The following is a 23,785-nucleotide window of genomic DNA, read 5'->3' on the forward strand; positions in this document are numbered from 1 at the left end:
ATCTGGTTAAACCTTTCTATAACTAACTCTACCAAAACTCTCACCCGTTTTAGAACAACTTAATGTGAGAAGTTCATGCAATGTTGTGATTTTGAACACGCTTTTTTCTTGTTAAGATAAAAAGCGTTCGATTTCACACCACCAAAAGTCAGGGCTTATGAATTCAAAAATACATCAACGTTCCGGTTTCGGTTACTTCTTTTATGGCCTTGAACTTGCGGTCACACCAGGTATCCGTCAATTTGTTCTGCTGCCCTTACTCGCAAATATTTTGCTTGTAGGAGGGGCACTATTTTATCTGTTTTCGCACTTAGACGTATGGATAGAGCAGTTAATGGGACAACTTCCTGGGTTTCTTTCTTGGCTAAGCTATATTTTGTGGCCACTAATAGTATTGACAATTTTAGCGACTTTCTCCTATTTCTTCAGCACATTAGCAAATTTTGTCGCCGCCCCCTTTAACGGTTTATTGGCTGAAAAGGTAGAAGAACACCTAACTGGGAAAAAGGTCAATGAGGATGGAATGTTTGCGGTTGTGAGGGATACTCCCAGAATTCTCGCCCGAGAATGGCGAAAGCTACTTTACGTTTTACCAAAAGCCATTGGCCTGTTTATTTTGTTGCTGATTCCCGCCTTGGGACAGACACTCGGTCCCGTTCTGTGGTTTGGATTTACGGCTTGGATGTTGGCCATCCAATATTGTGACTACCCTTTTGACAACCATAAGGTTCCTTTTAACGAAATGCGTAACAATTTGAAACAAAAACAAGGGAAAGCCTATAGTTTTGGGGCTTTAGTCGCCATATTTACAACGGTTCCGATTTTAAATCTGATTATCATGCCAGTTGCTGTGTGCGGTGCGACAGCAATTTGGGTATCCGAGTTCAAACGCTAGTCAACAATTAGTGCATGTTAGTTAAATAACATGCACTTCATCTCATTCTAATAAGTTATAACTTTTTAATCCTTCTCTAGAATTTTCAGCTAGCCTACTCTTCTAACCACGCACTCTATATTGGGCACAAGAAGTACTGGCTTCTTAACCTGATACACGGTTGATAAGCTTTTAACAGATGAAGGATCACGACATGAGTAAAATCTACGAAGATAACTCTCTTACTATCGGTAATACGCCACTAGTACGTCTAAACAAAGTCAGCAAAGGTAAAGTGCTGGCGAAAATTGAGGCTCGTAACCCCAGCTTCAGCGTGAAATGCCGTATTGGTGCCAATATGATCTGGGAAGCAGAAAAAACAGGCACTCTAAAACCAGGGATTGAGCTTGTAGAACCTACCAGTGGCAATACCGGTATCGCTTTAGCTTTCGTAGCAGCCGCTCGTGGTTACAAACTGACTCTGACCATGCCCGAATCCATGAGCCTTGAGCGCCGTAAACTGCTTAAAGCCCTAGGTGCAAACCTCGAGCTAACCGAAGCGGCAAAAGGTATGAAGGGAGCGATTGCTAAAGCAGAAGAAATTGTAGCAGCCAACCCCGAAAAATACTTGCTGCTACAACAGTTCAACAACCCAGCGAATCCACAGATTCACGAAAAAACCACAGGTCCCGAAATCTGGGAAGCGACTGATGGCGAAGTTGACGTATTCGTTGCTGGTGTAGGCACTGGTGGTACTATCACAGGGACAACTCGATACCTTAAGGGTGAGAAAGGCAAGAACATTGTATCTGTTGCGGTTGAACCAGCAGAATCGCCTGTTATTGCTCAGGCACTTGCAGGCGAAGAAATCCAACCTGCACCGCATAAAATTCAAGGTATCGGCGCTGGTTTCATCCCCGGCAACCTAGATTTAGAGCTTCTCGACCGTGTTGAGTCAGTTACTTCTGAGGACGCTATCGAAATGGCACGCAGGCTTATGGAAGAGGAAGGCATTCTGGCTGGCATCTCTTCTGGCGCAGCGGTTGTTGCCGCGAACAGGTTGGCAGAACTACCTGAATTTGAAGGAAAAACAATCGTAACTGTACTTCCTAGCTCAGGTGAACGTTACTTAAGTACTGCACTGTTTTCAGGCATCTTTACAGAGAAAGAGAACCAACAGTAATCCGTTGTCAAATCAATTTTTCGTCTGAAAAAGCCCCTTTATGGGGCTTTTTTGTTGATCCCTGCCTCACCTTTGGTAATATCGGGGCAGTTTTATTTTTAGCTTCAAAATAAAAGCTAAATGAGAATTTATCCCAGTGATGAGATCCAGCACAGATTGGAATCATGACTGGAAAATTTGCAATCAGTATCAACTATGACACTAAATGAATATTGTGTATTTGGCACAAAGCGACGTTCGGGGTTAAGCTGAATCTGATTTAGAAACGATCAAAATATAAATCAATTGGGGTATATAACATGTACGAGAAGCAAGTAGAAATCACTGCAGAAAATGGTCTTCACACTCGTCCAGCTGCACAGTTTGTTAAAGAGGCAAAAGGCTTTGATGCAGACATCACTGTGACTTCTAACGGTAAAAGCGCTAGCGCGAAAAGCCTGTTCAAACTTCAAACTCTAGGCCTAGTAAAAGGTACGCAAGTTACTATCTCAGCTGAGGGCCCTCAAGCTCAACAAGCTGTTGACCACCTAGTTGCTCTAATGGATCAACTACACTAATCCGGTCTGCTATTTCTAAAGCCATTTTGTGAAAGCAAAATGGCTTTGTTGGAAATAGGCCCAGATATAAGCTACACATTATCGGTAGCGAATTCATATTTTCTCCCGTTTTAAAGTTGACCAATTTAAGGTAAGGCTATGATTTCAGGCATCCTAGCATCTCCAGGTATTGCTATTGGTAAAGCACTACTCCTTCAAGAAGATGAAATTGTCCTAAACACTCACTCAATTACCGATGCTCAAATAGAAGCAGAAGTAGCTCGCTTTTTTGACGCACGTAACAAATCAGCAGCTCAGCTTGAAACTATCAAGCAGAAAGCCCTTGAAACCTTCGGTGAAGAAAAAGAAGCGATCTTTGAAGGTCATATCATGCTTCTTGAAGATGAAGAGCTAGAAGAAGAGATCCTAGCACTGATCAAAAACGACAAGATGCACGCCGATAACGCCATTCATACTGTTATCGAAGAACAAGCGACCGCTCTTGAATCCCTAGACGACGAATACCTAAAAGAACGTGCAACTGATATCCGTGATATCGGCACCCGTTTTGTTAAAAATGCTCTTGGCATCAATATCGTTTCACTTAGCGATATCAACGAAGAAGTCATTCTGGTTGCTTACGACCTAACACCGTCAGAGACAGCGCAAATCAACCTAGACTACGTTCTTGGTTTTGCTTGTGACATTGGTGGTCGTACTTCTCACACCTCAATCATGGCTCGCTCACTTGAGCTTCCTGCCATCGTTGGTACGAACGACATCACTAAACAAGTTAAGAACGGCGACATGCTGATTCTAGATGCGATGAACAACAAGATCGTTATCAACCCTTCTGATGCTGAGCTAGAAGAAGCAAAAGCTGTTAAAGCCGCTTTCATCGCTGAGAAAGAAGAACTTGCTAAACTGAAAGATCTCCACGCAGAGACTCTAGACGGTCACCGCGTAGAAGTTTGCGGTAACATCGGTACTGTTAAAGACTGTGACGGCATCATCCGTAACGGTGGCGAAGGTGTGGGTCTGTACCGTACTGAATTCCTATTCATGGACCGTGATGCGCTTCCTACTGAAGAAGAGCAGTACCAAGCGTACAAAGAAGTTGCTGAAGCAATGAACGGTGAGTCAGTAATCATCCGTACTATGGATATCGGTGGCGATAAAGACCTTCCTTACATGGATCTTCCTCAAGAGATGAACCCGTTCTTAGGCTGGCGCGCAGTACGTATCAGCTTAGATCGTCGTGAAATCCTACGTGACCAGCTACGCGGCATCCTGCGTGCATCTGCACACGGTAAGCTACGCATCATGTTCCCAATGATCATCTCGGTTGAAGAGATCCGTGAACTGAAGAAAGCAATCGAAGAGTACAAAGCAGAACTTCGCGCTGAAGGCCATGCATTCGACGAAAACATCGAAATTGGTGTAATGGTTGAGACTCCTGCAGCAGCTGCTATCGCACACCACCTAGCAAAAGAAGTCGAATTCTTCTCGATCGGTACCAACGATCTTACTCAGTACACGCTAGCAGTAGACCGTGGTAACGAGATGATCTCACACCTATACAACCCACTATCTCCAGCTGTACTTACAGTGATCAAGCAAGTGATAGACGCTTCTCACGCTGAAGGTAAATGGACTGGTATGTGTGGTGAGCTTGCTGGTGATGAGAGAGCAACACTTCTGCTTCTGGGTATGGGGCTAGACGAGTTCTCTATGAGCGGTATCTCTATTCCAAAAGTGAAGAAAGTGATTCGTAACTCGAACTTTGCAGAAGTCAAAGCAATGGCAGAAGAAGCGCTTTCTCTACCAACAGCAGCAGAAATTGAATCCGCTGTAGAAAAATTCATCGCAGAGAAAACTCAATAATTGACTGATACCATTAAGATAGACGGCTAAAAACAGTCGTCTATCGTGTGAGATTGGTATACTATAATTCGACAGAATTGAATAAAACGTTAGGAGCATGACACAATGGGTCTGTTTGACAAACTTAAGAAGCTAGTATCTGACGACAGTGCTGACGCAGGTGCAATTGAAATCATCGCGCCTCTGTCTGGTGAAATCGTAAACATCGAAGATGTGCCAGATGTCGTTTTCGCTGAGAAAATCGTTGGTGACGGTATTGCTATCAAACCTGCTGGCAGCAAGATGGTAGCTCCTGTAAACGGTACAATCGGTAAGATCTTTGAAACTAACCACGCATTCTCAATCGAGTCTGACGACGGCGTAGAGCTATTCGTTCACTTCGGTATCGACACTGTTGAACTAAAAGGCGAAGGCTTCAAGCGTATTGCAGAAGAAGGTCAAACAGTTAAAGCTGGCGACACTATCATCGAGTTCGATCTAGCGCTTCTAGAAGAGAAAGCAAAATCAACTCTAACGCCTGTCGTTATCTCTAACATGGACGAAATTAAAGAGCTGAACAAGCTATCTGGTTCAGTATCTGTGGGTGAAACACCAGTCCTACGCGTAACTAAGTAATTTTTACTTAGCCAACTACAAAAAACGCAGCGACTCAGCTGCGTTTTTTATCTCCTTTCTTTCAGATTATTTTAGCCCCAATGCGTATTTCAACACCTGACTTTTTAACGGCCCAGCATTGTCAGCCACTTTTAGTGCGGCGTTGCGGACAAATTTAAGTGGAGCCAGATCGTTACTAAAACTCTTGTAGAAAAAGTCCATTCCCGATTGCATAAGCAGGTTATCAGGGCGACGTTTACGTTCGTAGAGCTTGAGCACTTCCTGCGAAAAATGTGCCTTTCCTTCCGTCACGTCAAGTAACGCTGCAACATCTTTAAAGCCAATATTTACCCCCTGTCCAGCCAGCGGGTTTATTGTATGCGCGGAATCACCAGCAAGCACACAACCAAGCGCTGAATAGGACTGTGCGTGTCGTCTGGTTAGAGGGAATGAGCCCGCTTGGAGTACTTTAATATCGCCTAGTTCGGCAGGAAAATGACTCAGAACCTCTTGCCTTAGCTGCTCATTGGTCATAGAACACAGCTGTTTGATGCGCTGAGGAGAATCATACCAGACCAATGAGCCCTGATTTCCGCATAACGGAAGAAATGAACGCGGCCCTGATGGCGTAAATTGCTGCCAGGTAATGTCTTGTTGGGGCTGTTCAGTTTCAACATTAATCAGCATACAGTGTTGGCGATAGTCCCATGCTGTCACACCAATCCCAGCGAGATCTCTGACCTTAGAATTAGCTCCGTCAGCCCCAACAACCAAGTCAGCCTGAATAGATTGGCCAGAAATCAAGCTAACCGTGCAAGGTTGACCAAACTCAATGTGATCGAATCGCTCTGGGCAACGAAGCGTGATGTTAGGGTAACGTTCAATTTCCTTCCACAGTCCCAACTGAATCAGGCGGTTTTCAACAATATAGCCAAGTCGCTCCATATTCAGTGCATCAGCATGGAAACGGGTTCTGCATTCTGGGCGTTCCCAAGTTTCCAGTCGACGGTAAGGACACACTCGCATCTGTGATATTGCCTGCCAAGCACCCAGTTCTTCCAATATCGAGACAGAATGCTGTGAGATCGCCGAGACGCGAATATCCATCGGCTGATCTGCTGAAAACGGCTGAGGTGCTTTACCTTCAACGACAACAACGGCTCTGCCTTGCTTGGCGAAACCGATCGCAATCGCCGCACCAACCATACCGCCACCGATAACGGCAACATCATATTTGGTCATATTTTGCACTTTATTTGTTGATTATATCGCTGTTTTTCATTGTACTTTTTCATCGCCGAAATGTAACCAAAAACCTCAACACATATAAGGGCAAAGCCCTTGCATTGCAAAGGTTTTAACTGAAAAGGTGACAACACTAGTCAGTGGGTTTTTAAAGCAGTACAATACGCCGCTTACCGCCACCATAGCGGCTAAAGTATCGCCAATTGCAAAGAATAAAAGCGGCTGGCACTGTTATATACTGGGCGATTTGCTCCCTTAATTTAAACTAACGATCGAGCGAACAACATGAGTAAAAAACTGCTAATTAAAACCTGGGGCTGTCAGATGAACGAATACGATTCATCGAAAATGGCCGATCTACTGAATGCTGCAAACGGCTATGAGCTAACAGAAGAACCAGAGGAAGCAGACGTACTACTATTGAATACCTGTTCTATCCGTGAAAAAGCACAAGAAAAGGTATTCCACCAGCTAGGTCGTTGGAAAACCCTTAAAGATAAAAAAGAAGGCGTTGTTATTGGTGTGGGCGGCTGTGTAGCGACTCAGGAAGGTGACCACATTCGCGAGCGTGCGCCGTTCGTTGACGTCATCTTTGGCCCTCAGACATTGCACCGCCTGCCTGAAATGATCAAACAGTCGCAGAGTAATGACGCGCCAGTGATGGACATCTCTTTCCCAGAGATTGAGAAGTTTGACCGCCTGCCAGAGCCACGTGCAGAAGGCGCTACCGCATTTGTTTCTATTATGGAAGGTTGTTCGAAGTACTGTACCTACTGTGTTGTACCGTACACCCGTGGTGAAGAAGTTAGCCGCCCAATGGATGATGTTCTATTCGAAATTGCTCAGCTAGCGGATCAAGGCGTACGTGAAGTGAACCTGCTAGGGCAAAACGTTAATGCTTACCGAGGTCCAACACACGAAGGTGATATCTGCAGCTTCGCAGAATTGCTTCGTCTTGTCGCTTCAATTGATGGTATCGACCGAATTCGTTTCACCACCAGTCACCCGCTGGAATTCACCGATGACATTATTGCCGTTTACGAAGACACGCCAGAGCTAGTAAGCTTCTTGCACCTACCAGTGCAAAGTGGCAGCGACCGTATTCTAACTATGATGAAGCGCCCGCACACAGGTATCGAATACAAGTCAATTATCCGTAAACTGCGCAAAGCGCGTCCTGATATTCAAATCAGCTCTGACTTTATTGTTGGCTTCCCAGGTGAATCTGATATGGACCACCAAGCCACAATGAAGCTGATCAAAGATGTCGATTTCGACATGAGCTTCAGCTTTATCTTCTCGCCACGTCCGGGGACACCCGCTGCAGATTATCCATGTGACCTGTCAGAGCAGACCAAGAAAGAGCGCCTGTACGAACTTCAGCAAACAGTGAATGCGCAAGCGATGCGCTTCTCTCGCCTAATGCTGGGTACAGAACAACGCGTATTGGTTGAAGGTCCTTCGAAAAAGAATCTGATGGAACTTCGCGCACGGACTGAGAACAACCGCGTTGTTAACTTCGAAGGTAATGCTGAGCTTATCGGTCAATTTGTAGATGTGAAAATTACGGATGTCTTCGCTAACTCATTGCGTGGTGAAATTGTGCGTACAGAGAAAGACATGGATCTGCGCACGGTAATCTCACCAACTCAGATGATGGCGAAAACAAAACGCGAAGATGAGCTAGGTGTAGCAACCTTTACACCTTAAGTTCGAAATTAGCTTGAATTTACCTGACTCTGATACCATCTTAGAGAAAGGTATATAAAGTCACTAAAAGCCCGGTCTAAATCGGGCTTTTTTAGAGTGACAAACAACGAGAGGCAACTTTGAGCAATAAAATTGTGACTCTAGAGATCGATCTAGAACCTTCTGATAACCGCCGCCTTGCAAGTCTGTGCGGTCCTTTCGATGACAACATCAAACACTTAGAACGCCGTTTGGGTGTCGAAATTAGCTACCGAGGCAACTTCTTTACCATCGTAGGTAAGCCACATACCAGTGCTGCAGCGCTTGAAATCATTAAAACACTTTACGTCAACACGGCACCTGTTCGCGGCAACATTCCTGATGTTGAACCAGACGAAATCCACCTTGCGATAAAAGAGACGGGTGTACTTGAGCAAGATCTAGAAGCAAGCTTCGAGCACGGCAAAGAAGTGTTCATTAAGACCAAGAAAGGCGTCATCAAACCGCGTACGCCAAACCAAGGTCAATACTTAATGAACATGGTTACCCATGACATCTCTTTCGGTATTGGTCCTGCCGGTACAGGTAAAACTTACCTCGCCGTTGCAGCCGCTGTTGATGCCCTTGAACGCCAAGAAATTCGCCGTATTCTCCTCACTCGCCCTGCGGTTGAAGCCGGCGAGAAGTTAGGTTTCCTACCAGGTGACCTGAGCCAAAAAGTCGACCCTTATCTTCGTCCACTTTACGACGCTCTTTTCGAAATGTTGGGCTTCGAGAAAGTAGAGAAACTGATTGAACGTAATGTTATTGAAGTGGCTCCACTGGCTTATATGCGGGGCCGTACATTAAACGATGCGTTCATCATCTTGGATGAAAGTCAGAATACAACCGTTGAACAAATGAAAATGTTCCTGACTCGAATCGGCTTCAACTCCCGCGCAGTCATCACTGGTGATGTTACTCAAATTGATTTACCGCGGGGAGCAAAGTCAGGTCTTCGCCATGCCATTGAAGTTCTCAATGAAGTAGATGAAATCAGTTTCAACTTCTTCCAATCTGACGACGTCGTTCGACACCCAGTGGTTGCTCGCATCGTCAATGCCTATGAGAAGTGGGAAGCGCAAGATCAAAAAGAGCGCAAAGAGTACGAAAAACGACGTCGTGAAGAACGCGAAGCAAAATTTCAGGATGCACCAGCGGCTCAACCTGGTGTGACTTCGGAGACGAAACCGTCATGAGCATCGAACTAGATCTTCAAGTAGCAGTCGAAGATGAGAAAGGCTTACCAAGCTTTGAAGATGTCTATCTCTGGTTAAACTCTGCAGTAACAAAATTTCAGCCTCAAGCCGAAATCACCGTTCGTATTGTCGATGAACAGGAAAGCCATCAGCTTAACCATGACTATCGCGGCAAAGACAAACCAACCAATGTGTTGTCTTTTCCTTTTGAAGCACCTCCGGGTATTGAGCTGGATTTGCTCGGTGATCTCATCATCTGCAAACAGGTAGTTGAGCAAGAAGCACAAGAGCAATCTAAACCTTTGATGGCACACTGGGCGCATATGGTTGTACATGGTAGCTTGCATCTGCTAGGTTATGATCATATCGAGGACGACGAAGCCGAAGAGATGGAGTCGTTCGAAACAGAAATTATGCTGAGTATGGGTTTTCAAGATCCATACCTAGCGGAAAAAGAGTCGTCGTAAGGCTGCTCGCTTGTGAAAGCCCAGAAGCTTTATGTACCTCTTCTCGGCTTTCAATGTGAGCTATCACACATCTGATAGCGTTGCTTAATTGAGAAAAAATGAACGAAGATAATTCGCCCTCTTCTCTAGAAGGTAAAAAAGAAAAATCTGAAGGTCCGAGTAGAAAGTCCTTCTTCGGACGCCTAGGTCAACTGTTCCAAGGTGAACCTAAAGATCGCCAAGAGTTAGTGGAAGTGTTCCGTGACTCAGAAGAGAATGACCTGATCGACCACGACACCCGAGATATGCTTGAAGGTGTTATGGAAATCGCAGAAATGCGCGTGCGTGATATTATGATCCCACGCTCTCAAATGGTCACGGTTGATCGTAGCGATGATTTAGACGCTCTGGTTAACCTAATTACTGATGCACAACACTCACGCTACCCTGTTATCAGTGAAGACAAAGACCATGTTGAAGGCATCCTGTTAGCGAAGGACTTACTTAAATATTTAGGCTCAGGCAGTGCGCCATTTGATATTGAACAAGTGATCCGCCCTGCGGTCGTTGTTCCTGAAAGTAAACGGGTAGATCGTCTACTCAAAGAGTTCCGAGAGGAACGATATCACATGTCTATTGTCGTAGATGAGTTCGGTGGTGTTTCTGGTCTTGTGACTATTGAAGATATTCTCGAAGAGATCGTGGGTGACATCGAAGATGAATTCGACGACGAGGAAGAGCTAGATATCCGCAAACTCAGCAAGCACACCTACGCAGTGAAAGCCCTGACCACAATTGAAGAGTTCAACGAAACTTTCAATACCTCATTCAGTGATGAAGAGGTTGACACTGTTGGCGGTATGGTAATGACGGCATTCGGTCATCTCCCTTCACGCGGTGAAGTGGTGGAACTTGAAAACTATAGCTTCAAAGTTACCTCTGCGGACAACCGTCGTGTATTGCAGCTTCAAGTGACAATACCTGACGAAGAGCCTCTTCCGGAACCAGCCGAAGAGTAACGCTAATTTCCCCAAACGGGATACTCAGAAGTATTACGATGATAAAAACGCTTTTTCATCGCCTAAAACGGCCGCTTGCGGCCGTTTTTGTTGGCGCTTTAACAACTTTGGCTTTTGCTCCTTACCAGTTATGGCCAGTGGCCCTACTAAGCCCGATTATTTTGTTGGCTTTGATACACAATCAATCAACTAAAAATGCTCTTGGGATAGGTTACGCTTGGGGAGTCGGCCAATTCGCGACAGGTATCAGTTGGGTTCATATTAGTATCGATAACTTTGGTGGTATGCCCAAAATCGCCAGCGTATTCTTGATGGCACTCCTCGTCGGCTACTTGTCTCTATATTCGGGCTTATTTGCTTGGAGCTTGAATCGATTTTTTCCAACTTCAAACCGAACGCGCTTTCTCCTCGCCGCTCCTGCTATTTGGTTAATCTGTGACTGGCTACGTGGCTGGGTCATGACAGGTTTTCCATGGCTATGGCTTGGTTATAGTCAAATCGACAGCCCTTTAGCAAATTTTGCCCCAATTGGTGGCGTTGAAATACTGACCTTACTTCTGATAGCCAGTGCTGGCAGCATTGTCTATGCGGTCAATCATAAGCAATGGCTACACCTTCTGATCCCCGCGGTTATTTTTGCTACGGGATACGGACTACAATCTGCCAATTGGGTCACTCTCAACCCTAATAGCACCACTAAAATTGCGCTGATACAGGGTAATGTGAATCAAGCGAAGAAATGGTTACCACAAGAACGCTGGCCAACCATCATGAAATACACTGATCTCACGCGCGAGAACTGGGATGCCGACATTATTGTTTGGCCAGAGGCCGCCATACCAGCGTTTGAATTTGAGATTTCAACGTATTTGAGCAATTTGGACTCCGCAGCTAAGATGAATCATAGTGCGGTAATTACAGGTGTAGTCAATCAGGGAGAAGACCGCCAATTCTACAACAGTATTCTTACTGTTGGTCAAACACCTTATGGCGATTACAGCTTTGATATGAGCGAACGTTATCACAAGCATCATCTATTGCCATTCGGTGAGTTTGTACCTTTTGAGAATATCCTCAGGCCGTTAGCGCCGCTATTTAATCTACCTATGTCCTCATTTAGCCGAGGTGATTTCATACAGCCAAATATTGATGCTAACGGCAAACAACTGGCGCCTGCTCTGTGCTACGAGATTATTTTCAATGAGCAAGTACGTGAAAACGTCACTGAAGACACTGATTTTATATTAACCCTGTCAAACGATGCATGGTTTGGTAAATCAATCGGCCCATTGCAGCATATGGAAATCGCTCGTATGAGAGCGCTTGAGTTAGGTAAACCTGTCATTCGCTCAACCAACAATGGCGTTACCGCGGTGACCGATTACAAGGGCAACATCACCGCGCAGATCCCTCAGTTCGAAACAGAGGTCTTGCGCACAGAGGTCACCTCCACCCAAGGGCAAACTCCCTATCGGCAATTCGGAACTTGGCCACTCTACATCTGGGTACTACTGAGTTTGGTTGCTGGTTGGCGATTGAGGAAGTAAGAATAGAATCAGGGATGGGCGGACATGCCAATGCCCCCATCTTTTTTGTCAGTAGCCAGACTATTTGCATTTAGGGCTTCAGCAGTTGGCGGCTAAAGCCTTTTCCACCACATTTCGTGCATGGAATGACCACAGTTGGATGATTGTATTGCGTTTTATGACCACATTCGTCACACACTAAAAAACCTAATCCAATCACTTCACCTGCTTGATATAACCCTTGATGCTCTAAGTCAGCAAACAACTCAATCCATTCGACCTTTGTTCGGTCTGTGATATCCAATAGCCCCTGCCAGATAGAATCGGCCACCATTAGATAAAAAGGCCCGCCTTTGGATTCTTCGTAGCTATCAGCAAACTCTTTCAAATCTGACTTTACATACGCTGACACCAAAGCCAGTTCATCTTTAGTCAAATCATTGGCCGCTTCAACGACCTTTTCTGAGGTTTCAAAAACGCGGTTGACTTCATCTGGGCTATGTTTGAGCGCTTCCACAACATCCTCAAACATTTCTTCATAACCTGCTTTACGTTTTGGCATAGTGACCTCCTTCTCGCGACTCGGGAGAATTGCGCCCGTAGACTATTGTTGTGCTCCTCTCCTTTAGGTATTCTATGACGATCTATTTATGTCTGTTCTAACTGAACTCACAATTTCCAAGATAACCGGATATCATCGATGCAAGAGCAATACAACCCGCAAGACATTGAACAGAAAGTTCAAAAGCACTGGGATGACAACAAAACCTTTGTTGTAAGTGAAGACCCAAATAAAGAAAAATTCTACTGTCTCTCTATGTTCCCTTACCCAAGTGGCCGACTGCACATGGGCCACGTGCGTAACTACACCATCGGTGATGTGGTATCTCGTTTCCAACGTCTGCAAGGTAAAAATGTAATGCAGCCAATTGGTTGGGATGCATTTGGTCTACCAGCGGAGAACGCAGCGGTTAAAAACAATACAGCACCCGCGCCATGGACTTATGAAAACATTGAGTACATGAAAAAACAACTCAAGATGCTTGGTTTGGGTTACGACTGGAACCGTGAGTTCGCAACTTGTACGCCAGAGTACTACCGTTGGGAGCAAGAGTTCTTCACTAAGCTTTACGAAAAAGGCCTAGTTTACAAGAAGATGTCTACAGTTAACTGGGATCCAGTTGACCAAACAGTTCTTGCCAACGAGCAGGTTGTTGACGGCCGCGGCTGGCGTTCAGGCGCAATCGTTGAGCAAAAAGAAATCCCTCAATGGTTCATCAAAATTACTGAATACGCTCAAGAACTGATCGATGACCTAGACAAGCTAGATGGCTGGCCGGAAATGGTTAAAACCATGCAGCGTAACTGGATTGGTCGCTCTGAAGGTGTTGAACTCAAGTTCGAAGTAAAAGGTCAAGCTGACCTAGAAGTTTATACAACACGCCCAGACACACTAATGGGTGTGACTTACGTAGGTATCGCAGCAGGTCACCCTTTAGCAGCAGAAGCAGCTAAGACAAACCCAGAGTTAGCAGCCTTCGTTGAAGAGTGTAAGAACAATAAAGTAGCAGAAGCTGAAATGGCGACAATGGAGAAGAAAGGTATGGCGACTGGCCTTACTGCTATTCACCCATTGAACGGCCGCGAGGTTCCTGTTTACGTGGCTAACTTCGTACTAATGGACTACGGTACAGGCGCTGTAATGGCAGTACCTGCACACGACCAACGTGACTACGAGTTCGCGACTAAGTACGGTCTAGACATCATCCCTGTGATCAAGCCTACTGACGGCAGTGAACTGAACATCTCTGAAGAAGCGTACACAGAGAAAGGTGTACTGTTCGATTCAGGTGAGTTCGACGGTCTTGAATTCCAAGCAGCATTCGATGCAATCGCAGCGAAGCTTGAAGCTGAAGGCAAAGGTACTAAGACAGTTAACTTCCGTCTACGTGACTGGGGTGTGTCTCGTCAACGTTACTGGGGTGCACCAATCCCAATGGTAACGACTGAAGATGGTGAAGTTCACCCAGTACCCGCAGACCAACTACCTGTCATTCTTCCAGAAGACGTGGTAATGGACGGCGTAACTAGCCCTATCAAATCTGATAAAGAGTGGGCGAAGACAACATTTAACGGCGAACCAGCTCTACGTGAGACTGACACGTTCGATACCTTCATGGAATCTTCTTGGTACTACGCACGTTACTGTTCGCCACAAGCTGACGACATCCTAGACCCAGAAAAAGCAAATTACTGGCTACCAGTAGACCAGTACATTGGTGGTATCGAGCACGCTTGTATGCACCTACTGTACTCTCGCTTCTTCCACAAACTGCTACGTGATGCAGGTTACGTTACTTCTGACGAGCCGTTCAAGCGCCTACTATGTCAAGGCATGGTCCTAGCTGATGCGTTCTCTTATGAGAACGAGAAAGGTGGTACGGAATGGGTTGCGCCTACTGACGTGACTGTTGAGCGTGACGGTAAAGGCCGCATCACTTCAGCGAAAGACAACACTGGCCGTGACGTTGAGCACTCGGGCATGATCAAGATGTCTAAGTCGAAGAACAACGGTATAGACCCGCAAGAGATGGTAGACAAGTATGGCGCTGATACTGTACGTCTATTCATGATGTTTGCCTCGCCTGCAGACATGACACTCGAGTGGCAAGAGTCTGGCGTTGAAGGGGCTAACCGCTTCCTGAAACGTGTTTGGAAACTAGTCAACGAGCACGCATCGAAAGGCGCGGCAGAAGCAGTGGATACTTCAGCACTGTCTAGCGACCAGAAAGCACTTCGTCGTGACGTTCACAAGACTATCGCGAAAGTGACTGACGATGTTGCTCGTCGCCAAACGTTCAACACAGCAATCGCAGCGATCATGGAACTAATGAACAAGCTAGCGAAAGCACCTCAAGCGTCTGCACAAGACCGTGCAATCCTTGATGAAGCACTAAAAGCTGTTGTTGCGATGCTTTACCCAATCACTCCACATATCTCTAGCGAAATGTGGGTTGGGCTTGGTGAAACTAACATCGATAACGCAACATGGCCAGTTCATGATGAAAAAGCACTGGTTGAAGACGAGAAACTCATCATCGTTCAGGTTAACGGTAAACTACGTGCGAAACTGACTGTACCTGCCGACATTTCTAAAGAAGATATTGAAGCACTAGGTCTAAACGATGAGAACGTCACTAAGTTCACAGAGGGCAAGACTGTTCGTAAAGTGATTTACGTACCCGGTAAGCTTCTGAATATCGTTGCGAACTAATTCGCCCAGCTAAAGTCTTAAGCAGGGTGTATTGACCCTGCTTTACTTATCTCAGCCTATTCTGACGAGTAGCCTGAGATAAGTATTCCAATAATCGAGAAAAATTCACCAATGCGCCTATTGTCAATCTCTACTTTAAAGCTCGCCAGTGTTGTACTTACAGCGAGTCTGCTGTCTGCCTGTGGTTTCCACCTCCGTGGTGATTATTCTATCCCAGATGAGTTGGATACGATGTCGCTAACCAGTTACGATCAATACAGTACGTTTACTCGCGTGATGAAAGCCCAATTAAGAATGAGTGAAATTGAAGTAGTTCCGCCATCGGATAATATCCCCAATCTTCAGTTGCTCGGTGAAGGGGTTAGTGAACGTACACTCTCACTTTACCAAAATACTCGCGCGGCAGAGATTGAGTTGACATTTTCAGCGAGCTACAGCGTGTCAATCCCGGATGTAGGTATCAAAACATTCTATACCAGCGTGACTCGAAGCTACTTGGATAACCCGCTAACAGCTCTAGCGAAGTCAGTGGAGCGCGATATGATCGAAGATGAAATGCGTAAGCTAGCTGCAACTCAGATCATTCGTCAAATGGCCCGTTTAAAGGCCGATATCGAGGCAAATGAGCTCGAAATGGAGTCAAAAGAAGCTCAATTGAAAACCGAGAAGGAGCAATACCGTATTAAAACCTACGTATCAGATGAACCTCAAACCTCCTCTGATGAACACGCTAGCGTGCAGTAGAGTCTCAAATGCGAATATTTGCGGATCGATTGGTGGAACAGCTAAATAAGCAGCTCCACCCCACTTATCTACTTTTTGGCAATGAACCGTTACTACTACAAGAATCTCGACAGTCGATTCACAAAGCCGCTCAAGCTCAAGGTTTTGAAGAGCGGCACCGTTTTGCAGTAGACAATCACTTTGATTGGAATTCAGTGTATGACTGTTGCCAAGCCTTGAGTCTTTTCTCATCGCGCCAGTTGATTGAGTTAGAGCTCCCTGAATCAGGGGTAAACGCGGCGATGGCAAAAGAACTAGTAGGCATTTCAGAGACGTTGCATGACGACATTATTTTAGTGGTAATTGGCTCTAAACTCACCAAAGCTCAGGAAAATGCCAAATGGTTTAAAGCCTTAGCCTCCCGTGGTTGTTGGGTCAATTGCCTTACCCCCGATCTCAGTCGCCTACCTCAGTTTGTTCAATCTCGCTGCAGGGCTCTAAAACTGAGCCCAGATACAGAGGCGATTCAAATGTTGGCCCAGTGGCATGAAGGCAATTTGTTCGCACTGACACAAAGCCTAGAAAAACTGGCGCTTTTGTATCCTGATGGGCAACTTAACCTAATCAGGCTCGAAGAGTCGCTGAGCCGACATAATCATTTCACCGTATTTCACTGGTCAGACGCACTGCTAGCGGGAAAAGCTAACCGAGCTCAACGAGTATTAAGGCAACTAGAAGCGGAAGGCGTTGAAGTAGTGATTTTGCTTCGAACCATTCAAAAGGAACTGACTCAGCTACTCTCTATGCAACAACAAATGCAATCACAATCCATTGGACAAGTGTTTGAACACCACCGGATATGGCAATCCAAGCGGCCGCTATACTCTGCGGCGTTGAACCGTCTTTCTCACAACAAGATCATTCAGTTAATTCATTTAATTGCCAAAGCTGAAATTGTTTCCAAAACTCAATATAGCCTGTCTAACTGGCCACTATTAAACCAGTTAAGTGCTGAGATGTGCTTGCCGCAAGTGAAGCTATAAAAAGCGTGGTATACTGCGCCGCTTTGATTTGACCCAAAATGAATAAAGAGGACATTACCTTGCAACTTGAAGAACTGAATGATTTTCTAGTAGATAAAGCCGACGACATGAAAGCACAGGACATTAAAACGTTAGATGTTCAGGGCAAATCTAATATCACTGACTACATGATAATCTGCACAGGCACTTCAAAACGTCACGTGGCTTCTATTGCCGAACATGTGGCAAAAGAATCCAAAATGGCTGGACTTGAACCACTAGGCATCGACGGCGAAAGTGAAGGTGAGTGGGTTGTCCTTGATATGGGCACGACCATTGTCCATGTTATGCAGGAAGAACAACGCGAACTGTATCAACTGGAAAAACTCTGGGGCTAATTCATGAAGCTGCAGTTGATCGCCGTTGGTACAAAAATGCCAAAATGGGTTGAAGAAGGCTTTCAAGAATACAAACGCCGATTCCCTCACGACATGCCACTTGAACTTGTTGAAATTTCAGCCGGAAAACGGGGAAAAAATGCCGATATTGCAAGAATTTTGCAAAAAGAAGGCGAAGCTATGCTGGCGGCAGTGCCAAAAGGGAATCGAATTGTTACCCTAGATATACCAGGAAAAAAATGGGATACGGCTCAATTAGCCCAACAGTTGGATAGTTGGAAACTTGATGGTCGTGATGTTTCGATTTTAATCGGTGGTCCCGAGGGGCTTGCTCCAGCTTGTAAAGCAGCTGCAGACCAAAGCTGGTCACTATCTGCATTGACGTTACCACACCCTCTAGTTCGCATAGTGATGGCAGAAAGTCTGTATCGAGCCTGGAGTATCACTGCAAACCACCCATATCACCGGGAATAATCATTAATGTTACGGAAGCGCACCCGGATAAGGGATTATCAAGAAGAAGCACGGTTGTTTAAAAGCCGTGCCATTGTCGCTTTCATCGGGATAGCTGCCATGGTTGGCCTATTGATAACTAACTTGTATAACATCCAGATCAATCAATATCAGGACTATAAAACCCGATCCAATGACAACCGTATCAAAGTTGTCCCAATTGCACCGAACCGTGGACTAATCTACGACAGGAACGGTATTCTACTGGCTGAAAATCGCCCGGTTTTCAACTTGGAGATCACACCTGAAAAGATCACAGACATGGAAGCGACCATTGCTCGACTTCAACAATATGTTGAGATAACGTCTGAACAGATTGAGCGGTTTGAACGTGAACGACGTCAAACCCGCCGATTTAAATCGGTTCCGATCCTCACCCAATTGACTCAAGAACAAGTCGCCAAGTTTTCCGTCAATCAACACAGATTCCCCGGCGTTTCGGTCAACGCCAGCTTAAAACGTCATTACCCTTATGGCGAAGTGCTGACTCACGTAATTGGTTACGTCTCACGTATAAATGACCGAGATATACAGCGATTAATAAGAGAAGAAAAAGAAGCGAACTATCAGGCGACACGGGACATCGGAAAACTTGGTATTGAGCGCTATTACGAAGATCTTCTCCATGGTACTGCTGGCTATCAAGAAGTCGAAGTAAACAGCCGCGGACGTATTATCCGTACACTGAAGTATATTCCTCCGGTGCCAGGAAAAGACATCGTTCTCAACCTCGATATCGACTTACAAATCTATATTCACGAATTATTAGCGGGACGTCGTGGCAGCGCCGTTATTCTCGATCCCAAAGATAATGGTGTATTGGCAATGGTGTCCAGCCCAAGTTATGATCCTAACGCTTTCGTTCACGGTATTTCCGGCAAAGCTTATAGTGCTCTGCTCAATGATAAAAACCGCCCGTTGGTAAACCGCGCAACACTAGGCATTTATCCTCCAGCCTCAACAATTAAACCATTTATGGCGGTTGCGGCCCTGCAAGAAGGCGTCATTACACCTTATACAACACGTAACGATCCCGGATATTGGAAAATACCAAATTCAAAAACGAGGCCGTTCCGAGATTGGCTTCGCTGGGGGCATGGCCGAGTGAACATCGTTAAATCTATCGAAGAATCAGTGGATACCTTCTTTTACCAAATTGCTTACGATATGGGGATTGACCGAATCTCTAATTGGATGATGATGTTTGGATTCGGTGAGAAAACGGGGATCGATATATACGAAGAGAGTAAAGCAAACATGCCAACTCGTGAGTGGAAGATGGCTCGTCACCGTGTACCTTGGTATCAGGGCGATACTATTCCTGTCGGTATCGGCCAAGGTTACTGGACCGCTACGCCAATGCAGATTGCTAAAGCCACTTCCGTATTGGTCAACCGAGGTAAACGCGTAGCACCACACCTCCTCCGGGCAACCATAGTGAATGGGGAAAAGTTTGACAAATACCAGCTTTCAACGCTGGAGTCTTACACCTACCCTCCAATTGAGGGAGTGAACGAGAAGTTTTGGGACTTATCCATAGAAGGTATGCGCTTGGCCAATCATGGAAAGAAAGGGACAGCGAGACGTTCGTTTTACAAAACGCCTTATATGAGTGGCGGGAAATCAGGCACGGCGCAAGTCTTTGGGTTAGCAGAAGACGAGGAGTACAATGCCGATGAGATTGCCGAGCATTTACGCGACCATGCCTTATTTACAGGATTTGCACCTATCGAAGAACCAAAACTTATTGTGACCATAGTATTAGAAAATGCTGGGGGGGGCTCCTCCCAAGGTGCTCCTGTTGTTAGACAGGTCTTCGACCACGTGTTAGTTAAAGATAAAGAGGCACAACAATAATGGATTTTGATCCAGCCACAGGCCAAAACCGAGCGCTGTTTGAACGCTTTCATATCGATTTACCTCTACTACTCGGTATTCTTGTGCTGATGGGCTTTGGCCTTATTATTATGTACAGCGCAAGCGGTCAAAGCCTGGCAATGATGGATCGCCAGGCGATGCGCATGGGCTTATCTCTCGGTGTGATGGTGATTCTAGCCCAGATCCCTCCACGAACTTACGAAACACTAGCGCCACTGATGTTTGTTGTCGGAGTTTTATTATTGTTTGGCGTGTTGTTCTTTGGTGAAGCCTCCAAAGGAGCCCAGCGTTGGCTCAACCTTGGTTTTGTTCGCTTTCAACCCTCAGAATTGCTAAAACTTGCAGTACCTCTTATGGTCGCCCGCTATATTGGTAAGCGCTCACTGCCGCCGACTTTCCAAACCTTAATGATGTCCTTAGTGATGGTTTTTGTACCGACCATACTGATTGCCAAACAACCCGATTTGGGTACTTCAATTTTGATTGCCGCTTCAGGGGTTTTCGTTATTTTCCTAGCTGGCATCAGTTGGAAAATTATCTTCGCTGCGGCCTGTGGACTTGGTGCATTTTTACCCATCTTATGGTTCTTCCTGATGAGGGAATACCAGAAAGTCCGAGTCCGCACTCTATTTAATCCGGAATCGGACCCTCTTGGTGCAGGCTATCACATTATCCAAAGTAAAATCGCGATTGGCTCTGGGGGAATATCTGGCAAAGGCTGGCTGCAAGGCACACAATCTCAGCTCGAATTTCTACCAGAACGTCACACTGACTTTATTTTTGCTGTTATTGCAGAAGAATGGGGCCTAATTGGTATCCTAATTTTACTTAGCTTATATCTGTTTATTATTGGCCGAGGGCTGGTATTGGCGAGCAAAGCACAAACTGCTTTTGGCAGAATGATGGCGGGCAGTATTGTTCTTAGTTTCTTTGTCTATGTATTTGTTAACATCGGCATGGTCAGTGGCATCTTACCTGTGGTCGGGGTTCCGCTTCCTCTAATTAGCTATGGCGGTACTTCCATGGTTACCTTAATGGCGGGCTTTGGCATCCTGATGTCCATTCACACTCATCGAAAAGCATTCTCAAAGGCAACCTAAATGTCTGTTTATAAACCTCTGCTAGGCATGCTTTGTGCCGTTACTACCTTAGTCGGCTGTTCCTCAACGCCTGATAAGCGATACTCTATCGATGACGACATCGCCCCCGATGCTCCTATTTCTGTTGAGCACATTGAAGACGCACATCCTCAATACGAGCCATATAGCCTAGGTGGCAATAGCGACTATACGCTTCGTGGCCAGCGTTATGAGATCATCAAAGAGCCTCAAGGTTTCACCCAAGAAGGTGTCGCCTCTTGGTATGGTAAGAAATTTCATGGTCACCAGACCTCTAACGGTGAAGTATACGATATGTACTCCATGTCAGCGGCACACAAAACCTTGCCTATACCTAGCTACGTAAAAGTGACCAACAAAGACAATGGTAGATCAGCAGTTGTACGCGTTAATGATCGTGGGCCTTTTCATCAAGGTCGAATCATAGACCTAAGTTTTGCCGCGGCAACCAAATTAGATGTCATCCACACAGGAACGGCTAATGTGACCATAGAGGTCATTTCTGTCGACAAACCAACGCAAGCGCACAAACAAAAAGCATTGCCAAAATTCGTTGTTCAGGTAGCGTCTTCACAACATGAAGACAGAGTACGAACTTTAGCACAAGATCTGAGTCAAACACTTTCGGTAAAGAGCTATATCAGCTCGGATAAAAACCTTCACCGCGTGTTCTTAGGCCCATTTGATGACTATATGCTGACGCAAAAGGCTTTAGAACAAGTTAAGCTGATGGGCTATCCGAGTGCTTTTATAAAATCCCAGTAGTCCTCAATCCAGTGTGAGATACGCCGCACACTGGTTTGAGCGATTGTTTCTGTTAATATATGGACAGTTAATAAAAACCTGTAGTCAATATGAAAAAAACAACGCTAATTAAATCCGTTTTTGCGTCTTCTATTGCGCTTTCTGCAACTTTCGCATCCTCTTCGTTTGCCACCCCAATTGTGGTACCAGACGCTCCTCAAATCGCTGCGAAAGGCTACGTTTTGATGGACTATAACTCAGGTAAGATCCTCGCAGAAAAAGAGATGAACACTAAGTTGTCTCCTGCAAGTCTGACCAAAATGATGACCAGTTACGTGATCGGCCAAGAGCTAGAGCGCGGTAATATTTCGCTTCAGGACGACGTCACCATCAGCAAGAATGCTTGGGCTAAAAACTTCCCTGATTCTTCAAAGATGTTTATCGAAGTCGGCACAACAGTCAAAGTCGAAGAACTTAATCGCGGTATCATTGTTCAATCCGGTAACGATGCGTGTGTTGCTATGGCAGAGCACATTGCAGGGTCAGAAGATGCCTTCGTTGATCTGATGAATGCTTGGGCAGATACGCTAGGCATGAAAAACACTCACTTCGCCAATGTTCATGGCTTAGACAACCCTAATCTGTACTCTACGCCTTATGATATGGCGCTACTTGGCCAAGCATTAATTCGTGACGTACCAGACGAGTATCGTATTTACTCTGAGAAGAAATTCACCTACAACGGCATTACACAATACAACCGTAACGGCTTGCTTTGGGACAAAAGCATGAACGTTGACGGCATTAAAACCGGTCACACAAGTAACGCGGGTTATAGCCTAGTCAGCTCAGCAACTGAAGGAAAAATGCGCCTTGTTGCTGTTGTCATGGGAACTAAAAATGCAAACGCACGTAAATCAGAAAGCAAAAAACTACTTAGCTACGGATTTCGCTTCTTTGAAACAGTTGCTCCACACAAAGCTGGTGAAACCTTCGTCGAAGAAAAGATCTGGATGGGCGACAAAGATACGGTTGCACTGGGCTTAGACAAAGATACTTACGTTACCCTTCCTCGTGGGCAAGCCAAAAACCTTCAAGCCAGCTTCGTACTTGAAAAAGAACTAGAAGCCCCAATTAAGAAAGGTGATGTAGTAGGTAAGCTATACTATCAACTTGAAGGCGAAGATGTTGCTGAGTACCCACTTCTAGCGTTAGAAGATGTCAATAAAGGTAGTCTATTCAGCCGTCTGTGGGATTATATTGTGATGCTGTTTAAGAGCTTCCTCTAACTAGAACGCACCTACATCAAAAGCCGCTTATCGCGGCTTTTTTTATTCTCGCTAGGTAAGCTGGCGAGAATGTTGAGATTTAGAACCAATGGCAGTACTATTTCGCGCTGCTTAAATGACATTCAACTTGGAGTTTCAAAATGTTGACTATCAACTCAGACGCAAAACTGAAAGATCTGCTTGAGTTTCCTTGTTCTTTTACCTACAAGGTGATGGGCTACGCTAAGCCTGAGCTTCCAGAAAAGGTTCTTGAAGTTATCCAACGCCACGCTCCAGGTAACTACAGCCCCAGTGTGAAGCCAAGTGCAAAAGGTAACTACCATTCTGTATCTGTTACCATTACAGCGACGTCCATTGAGCAAGTCGAAACCTTATACAAAGAATTGGGCCAGATCGATATTGTGCGTATGGTTCTATAATTTTATTTGATGAAATAAAATTAATTTGAAAGCAGCGTCAGCTGCTTTCTTTTTAGATATCAGATAGATAATAATCCTGCTTTTTATCTAAGGTTAAAAATGTGTGGCTGATATGTAGTTCAATGACCAGAAGCAGTTTATAATCCCAGAACTTTATTTACTGACTATAGGAT

Annotated in this window: 22 protein-coding genes; 20 read left to right on the plus strand and 2 right to left on the minus strand. The window is 45.3% G+C overall.

From position 1 onward, the window contains the following. Window positions 1-157: 157 nt before the first annotated feature. The 5 genes from cysZ to crr all read left to right on the plus strand — a co-directional run bounded on the left by cysZ (window position 158) and on the right by crr (window position 5,092). Window positions 158-895 carry a sulfate transporter CysZ gene (gene cysZ, locus TW84_RS05420; RefSeq protein ID WP_045974658.1) on the plus strand — a complete coding sequence of 246 codons (738 nt, stop codon included), beginning with the start codon at window positions 158-160 and terminating at the stop codon, window positions 893-895. Between the two features lie 193 nt (window positions 896-1,088). Next, window positions 1,089-2,057: a cysteine synthase A gene (gene cysK, locus TW84_RS05425; RefSeq protein ID WP_045974659.1), complete on the plus strand. Its 969-nt coding sequence runs from the start codon at window positions 1,089-1,091 to the stop codon at window positions 2,055-2,057. A gap of 299 nt (window positions 2,058-2,356) precedes the next feature. After that, window positions 2,357-2,614, plus strand: coding sequence for an HPr family phosphocarrier protein (locus TW84_RS05430; protein ID WP_006957371.1), 258 nt, complete (start codon window positions 2,357-2,359; stop codon window positions 2,612-2,614). A 138-nt stretch (window positions 2,615-2,752) separates the two neighbouring features. Then, the gene (gene ptsI / locus TW84_RS05435; RefSeq protein ID WP_045974660.1) at window positions 2,753-4,477 is read left to right on the plus strand and encodes a phosphoenolpyruvate-protein phosphotransferase PtsI; all 1,725 of its coding nucleotides are present in this window, start codon (window positions 2,753-2,755) and stop codon (window positions 4,475-4,477) included. A 105-nt stretch (window positions 4,478-4,582) separates the two neighbouring features. Next, window positions 4,583-5,092, plus strand: coding sequence for a PTS glucose transporter subunit IIA (crr, locus tag TW84_RS05440; protein WP_006957369.1), 510 nt, complete (start codon window positions 4,583-4,585; stop codon window positions 5,090-5,092). Window positions 5,093-5,158: 66 nt separating this feature from the next. Here crr and TW84_RS05445 read toward each other — a convergent pair whose 3' ends face one another. Continuing rightward, window positions 5,159-6,313, minus strand: coding sequence for a 2-octaprenyl-3-methyl-6-methoxy-1,4-benzoquinol hydroxylase (locus TW84_RS05445; RefSeq protein WP_045974661.1), 1,155 nt, complete (start codon window positions 6,311-6,313; stop codon window positions 5,159-5,161). Between the two features lie 288 nt (window positions 6,314-6,601). Between TW84_RS05445 and miaB the strand changes: the two genes are divergently transcribed. The 5 genes from miaB to lnt all read left to right on the plus strand — a co-directional run bounded on the left by miaB (window position 6,602) and on the right by lnt (window position 12,255). Continuing rightward, the gene (miaB, locus tag TW84_RS05450; protein WP_045974662.1) at window positions 6,602-8,026 is read left to right on the plus strand and encodes a tRNA (N6-isopentenyl adenosine(37)-C2)-methylthiotransferase MiaB; all 1,425 of its coding nucleotides are present in this window, start codon (window positions 6,602-6,604) and stop codon (window positions 8,024-8,026) included. Window positions 8,027-8,145: 119 nt separating this feature from the next. Then, on the plus strand, window positions 8,146-9,243 hold the full coding sequence (locus tag TW84_RS05455; RefSeq protein WP_045974663.1) for a PhoH family protein: 1,098 nt from the start codon (window positions 8,146-8,148) through the stop codon (window positions 9,241-9,243). Next, on the plus strand, window positions 9,240-9,710 hold the full coding sequence (gene ybeY / locus TW84_RS05460) for an rRNA maturation RNase YbeY (protein ID WP_045974664.1): 471 nt from the start codon (window positions 9,240-9,242) through the stop codon (window positions 9,708-9,710). The genes TW84_RS05455 and ybeY overlap by 4 nt, the downstream gene beginning before the upstream one ends. Before the next feature lie 98 nt (window positions 9,711-9,808). Further along, window positions 9,809-10,708: a CNNM family magnesium/cobalt transport protein CorC gene (gene corC, locus TW84_RS05465; protein WP_045974665.1), complete on the plus strand. Its 900-nt coding sequence runs from the start codon at window positions 9,809-9,811 to the stop codon at window positions 10,706-10,708. 38 nt (window positions 10,709-10,746) lie between these two features. After that, window positions 10,747-12,255: an apolipoprotein N-acyltransferase gene (gene lnt / locus TW84_RS05470; RefSeq protein ID WP_045974666.1), complete on the plus strand. Its 1,509-nt coding sequence runs from the start codon at window positions 10,747-10,749 to the stop codon at window positions 12,253-12,255. Between the two features lie 70 nt (window positions 12,256-12,325). On the opposite strand, the gene TW84_RS05475 is transcribed toward lnt, so the two are convergent. Continuing rightward, entirely contained in the window at window positions 12,326-12,796 is a 471-nt protein-coding gene (locus TW84_RS05475) for a zinc ribbon-containing protein (RefSeq protein WP_045974667.1), read from the minus strand. Window positions 12,797-12,934: 138 nt separating this feature from the next. Between TW84_RS05475 and leuS the strand changes: the two genes are divergently transcribed. The 10 genes from leuS to ybeD all read left to right on the plus strand — a co-directional run bounded on the left by leuS (window position 12,935) and on the right by ybeD (window position 23,612). Beyond that, a complete protein-coding gene (leuS, locus tag TW84_RS05480) occupies window positions 12,935-15,508 on the plus strand; it encodes a leucine--tRNA ligase (protein ID WP_045974668.1) in 2,574 nt (857 codons plus the stop codon). Between the two features lie 111 nt (window positions 15,509-15,619). Then, window positions 15,620-16,252 carry an LPS-assembly lipoprotein LptE gene (locus TW84_RS05485; protein WP_045974669.1) on the plus strand — a complete coding sequence of 211 codons (633 nt, stop codon included), beginning with the start codon at window positions 15,620-15,622 and terminating at the stop codon, window positions 16,250-16,252. 8 nt (window positions 16,253-16,260) lie between these two features. Further along, a complete protein-coding gene (gene holA, locus TW84_RS05490) occupies window positions 16,261-17,274 on the plus strand; it encodes a DNA polymerase III subunit delta (protein WP_045974670.1) in 1,014 nt (337 codons plus the stop codon). Window positions 17,275-17,333: 59 nt separating this feature from the next. Beyond that, entirely contained in the window at window positions 17,334-17,651 is a 318-nt protein-coding gene (gene rsfS / locus TW84_RS05495; protein ID WP_045974683.1) for a ribosome silencing factor, read from the plus strand. Between the two features lie 3 nt (window positions 17,652-17,654). Next, window positions 17,655-18,125 carry a 23S rRNA (pseudouridine(1915)-N(3))-methyltransferase RlmH gene (rlmH, locus tag TW84_RS05500; protein ID WP_045974671.1) on the plus strand — a complete coding sequence of 157 codons (471 nt, stop codon included), beginning with the start codon at window positions 17,655-17,657 and terminating at the stop codon, window positions 18,123-18,125. A 6-nt stretch (window positions 18,126-18,131) separates the two neighbouring features. Then, complete coding sequence (mrdA, locus tag TW84_RS05505) at window positions 18,132-20,021, plus strand: penicillin-binding protein 2 (RefSeq protein WP_045974672.1); 1,890 nt, start codon at window positions 18,132-18,134, stop codon at window positions 20,019-20,021. Next, window positions 20,021-21,142, plus strand: coding sequence for a rod shape-determining protein RodA (gene rodA / locus TW84_RS05510; protein WP_045974673.1), 1,122 nt, complete (start codon window positions 20,021-20,023; stop codon window positions 21,140-21,142). Before mrdA ends, rodA begins: the two co-directional genes overlap by 1 nt. After that, window positions 21,143-21,925, plus strand: a complete 783-nt coding sequence (locus tag TW84_RS05515) for a septal ring lytic transglycosylase RlpA family protein (protein WP_045974674.1) — start codon at window positions 21,143-21,145, stop codon at window positions 21,923-21,925. Between the two features lie 89 nt (window positions 21,926-22,014). Then, complete coding sequence (locus TW84_RS05520) at window positions 22,015-23,193, plus strand: serine hydrolase (protein WP_045974675.1); 1,179 nt, start codon at window positions 22,015-22,017, stop codon at window positions 23,191-23,193. 140 nt (window positions 23,194-23,333) lie between these two features. Next, on the plus strand, window positions 23,334-23,612 hold the full coding sequence (gene ybeD, locus TW84_RS05525) for a DUF493 family protein YbeD (protein WP_045974676.1): 279 nt from the start codon (window positions 23,334-23,336) through the stop codon (window positions 23,610-23,612). Window positions 23,613-23,785 lie beyond the last annotated feature (173 nt).

Source organism: Vibrio neptunius (genome assembly GCF_000967495.1).
GTDB lineage: Bacteria > Pseudomonadota > Gammaproteobacteria > Enterobacterales > Vibrionaceae > Vibrio > Vibrio neptunius.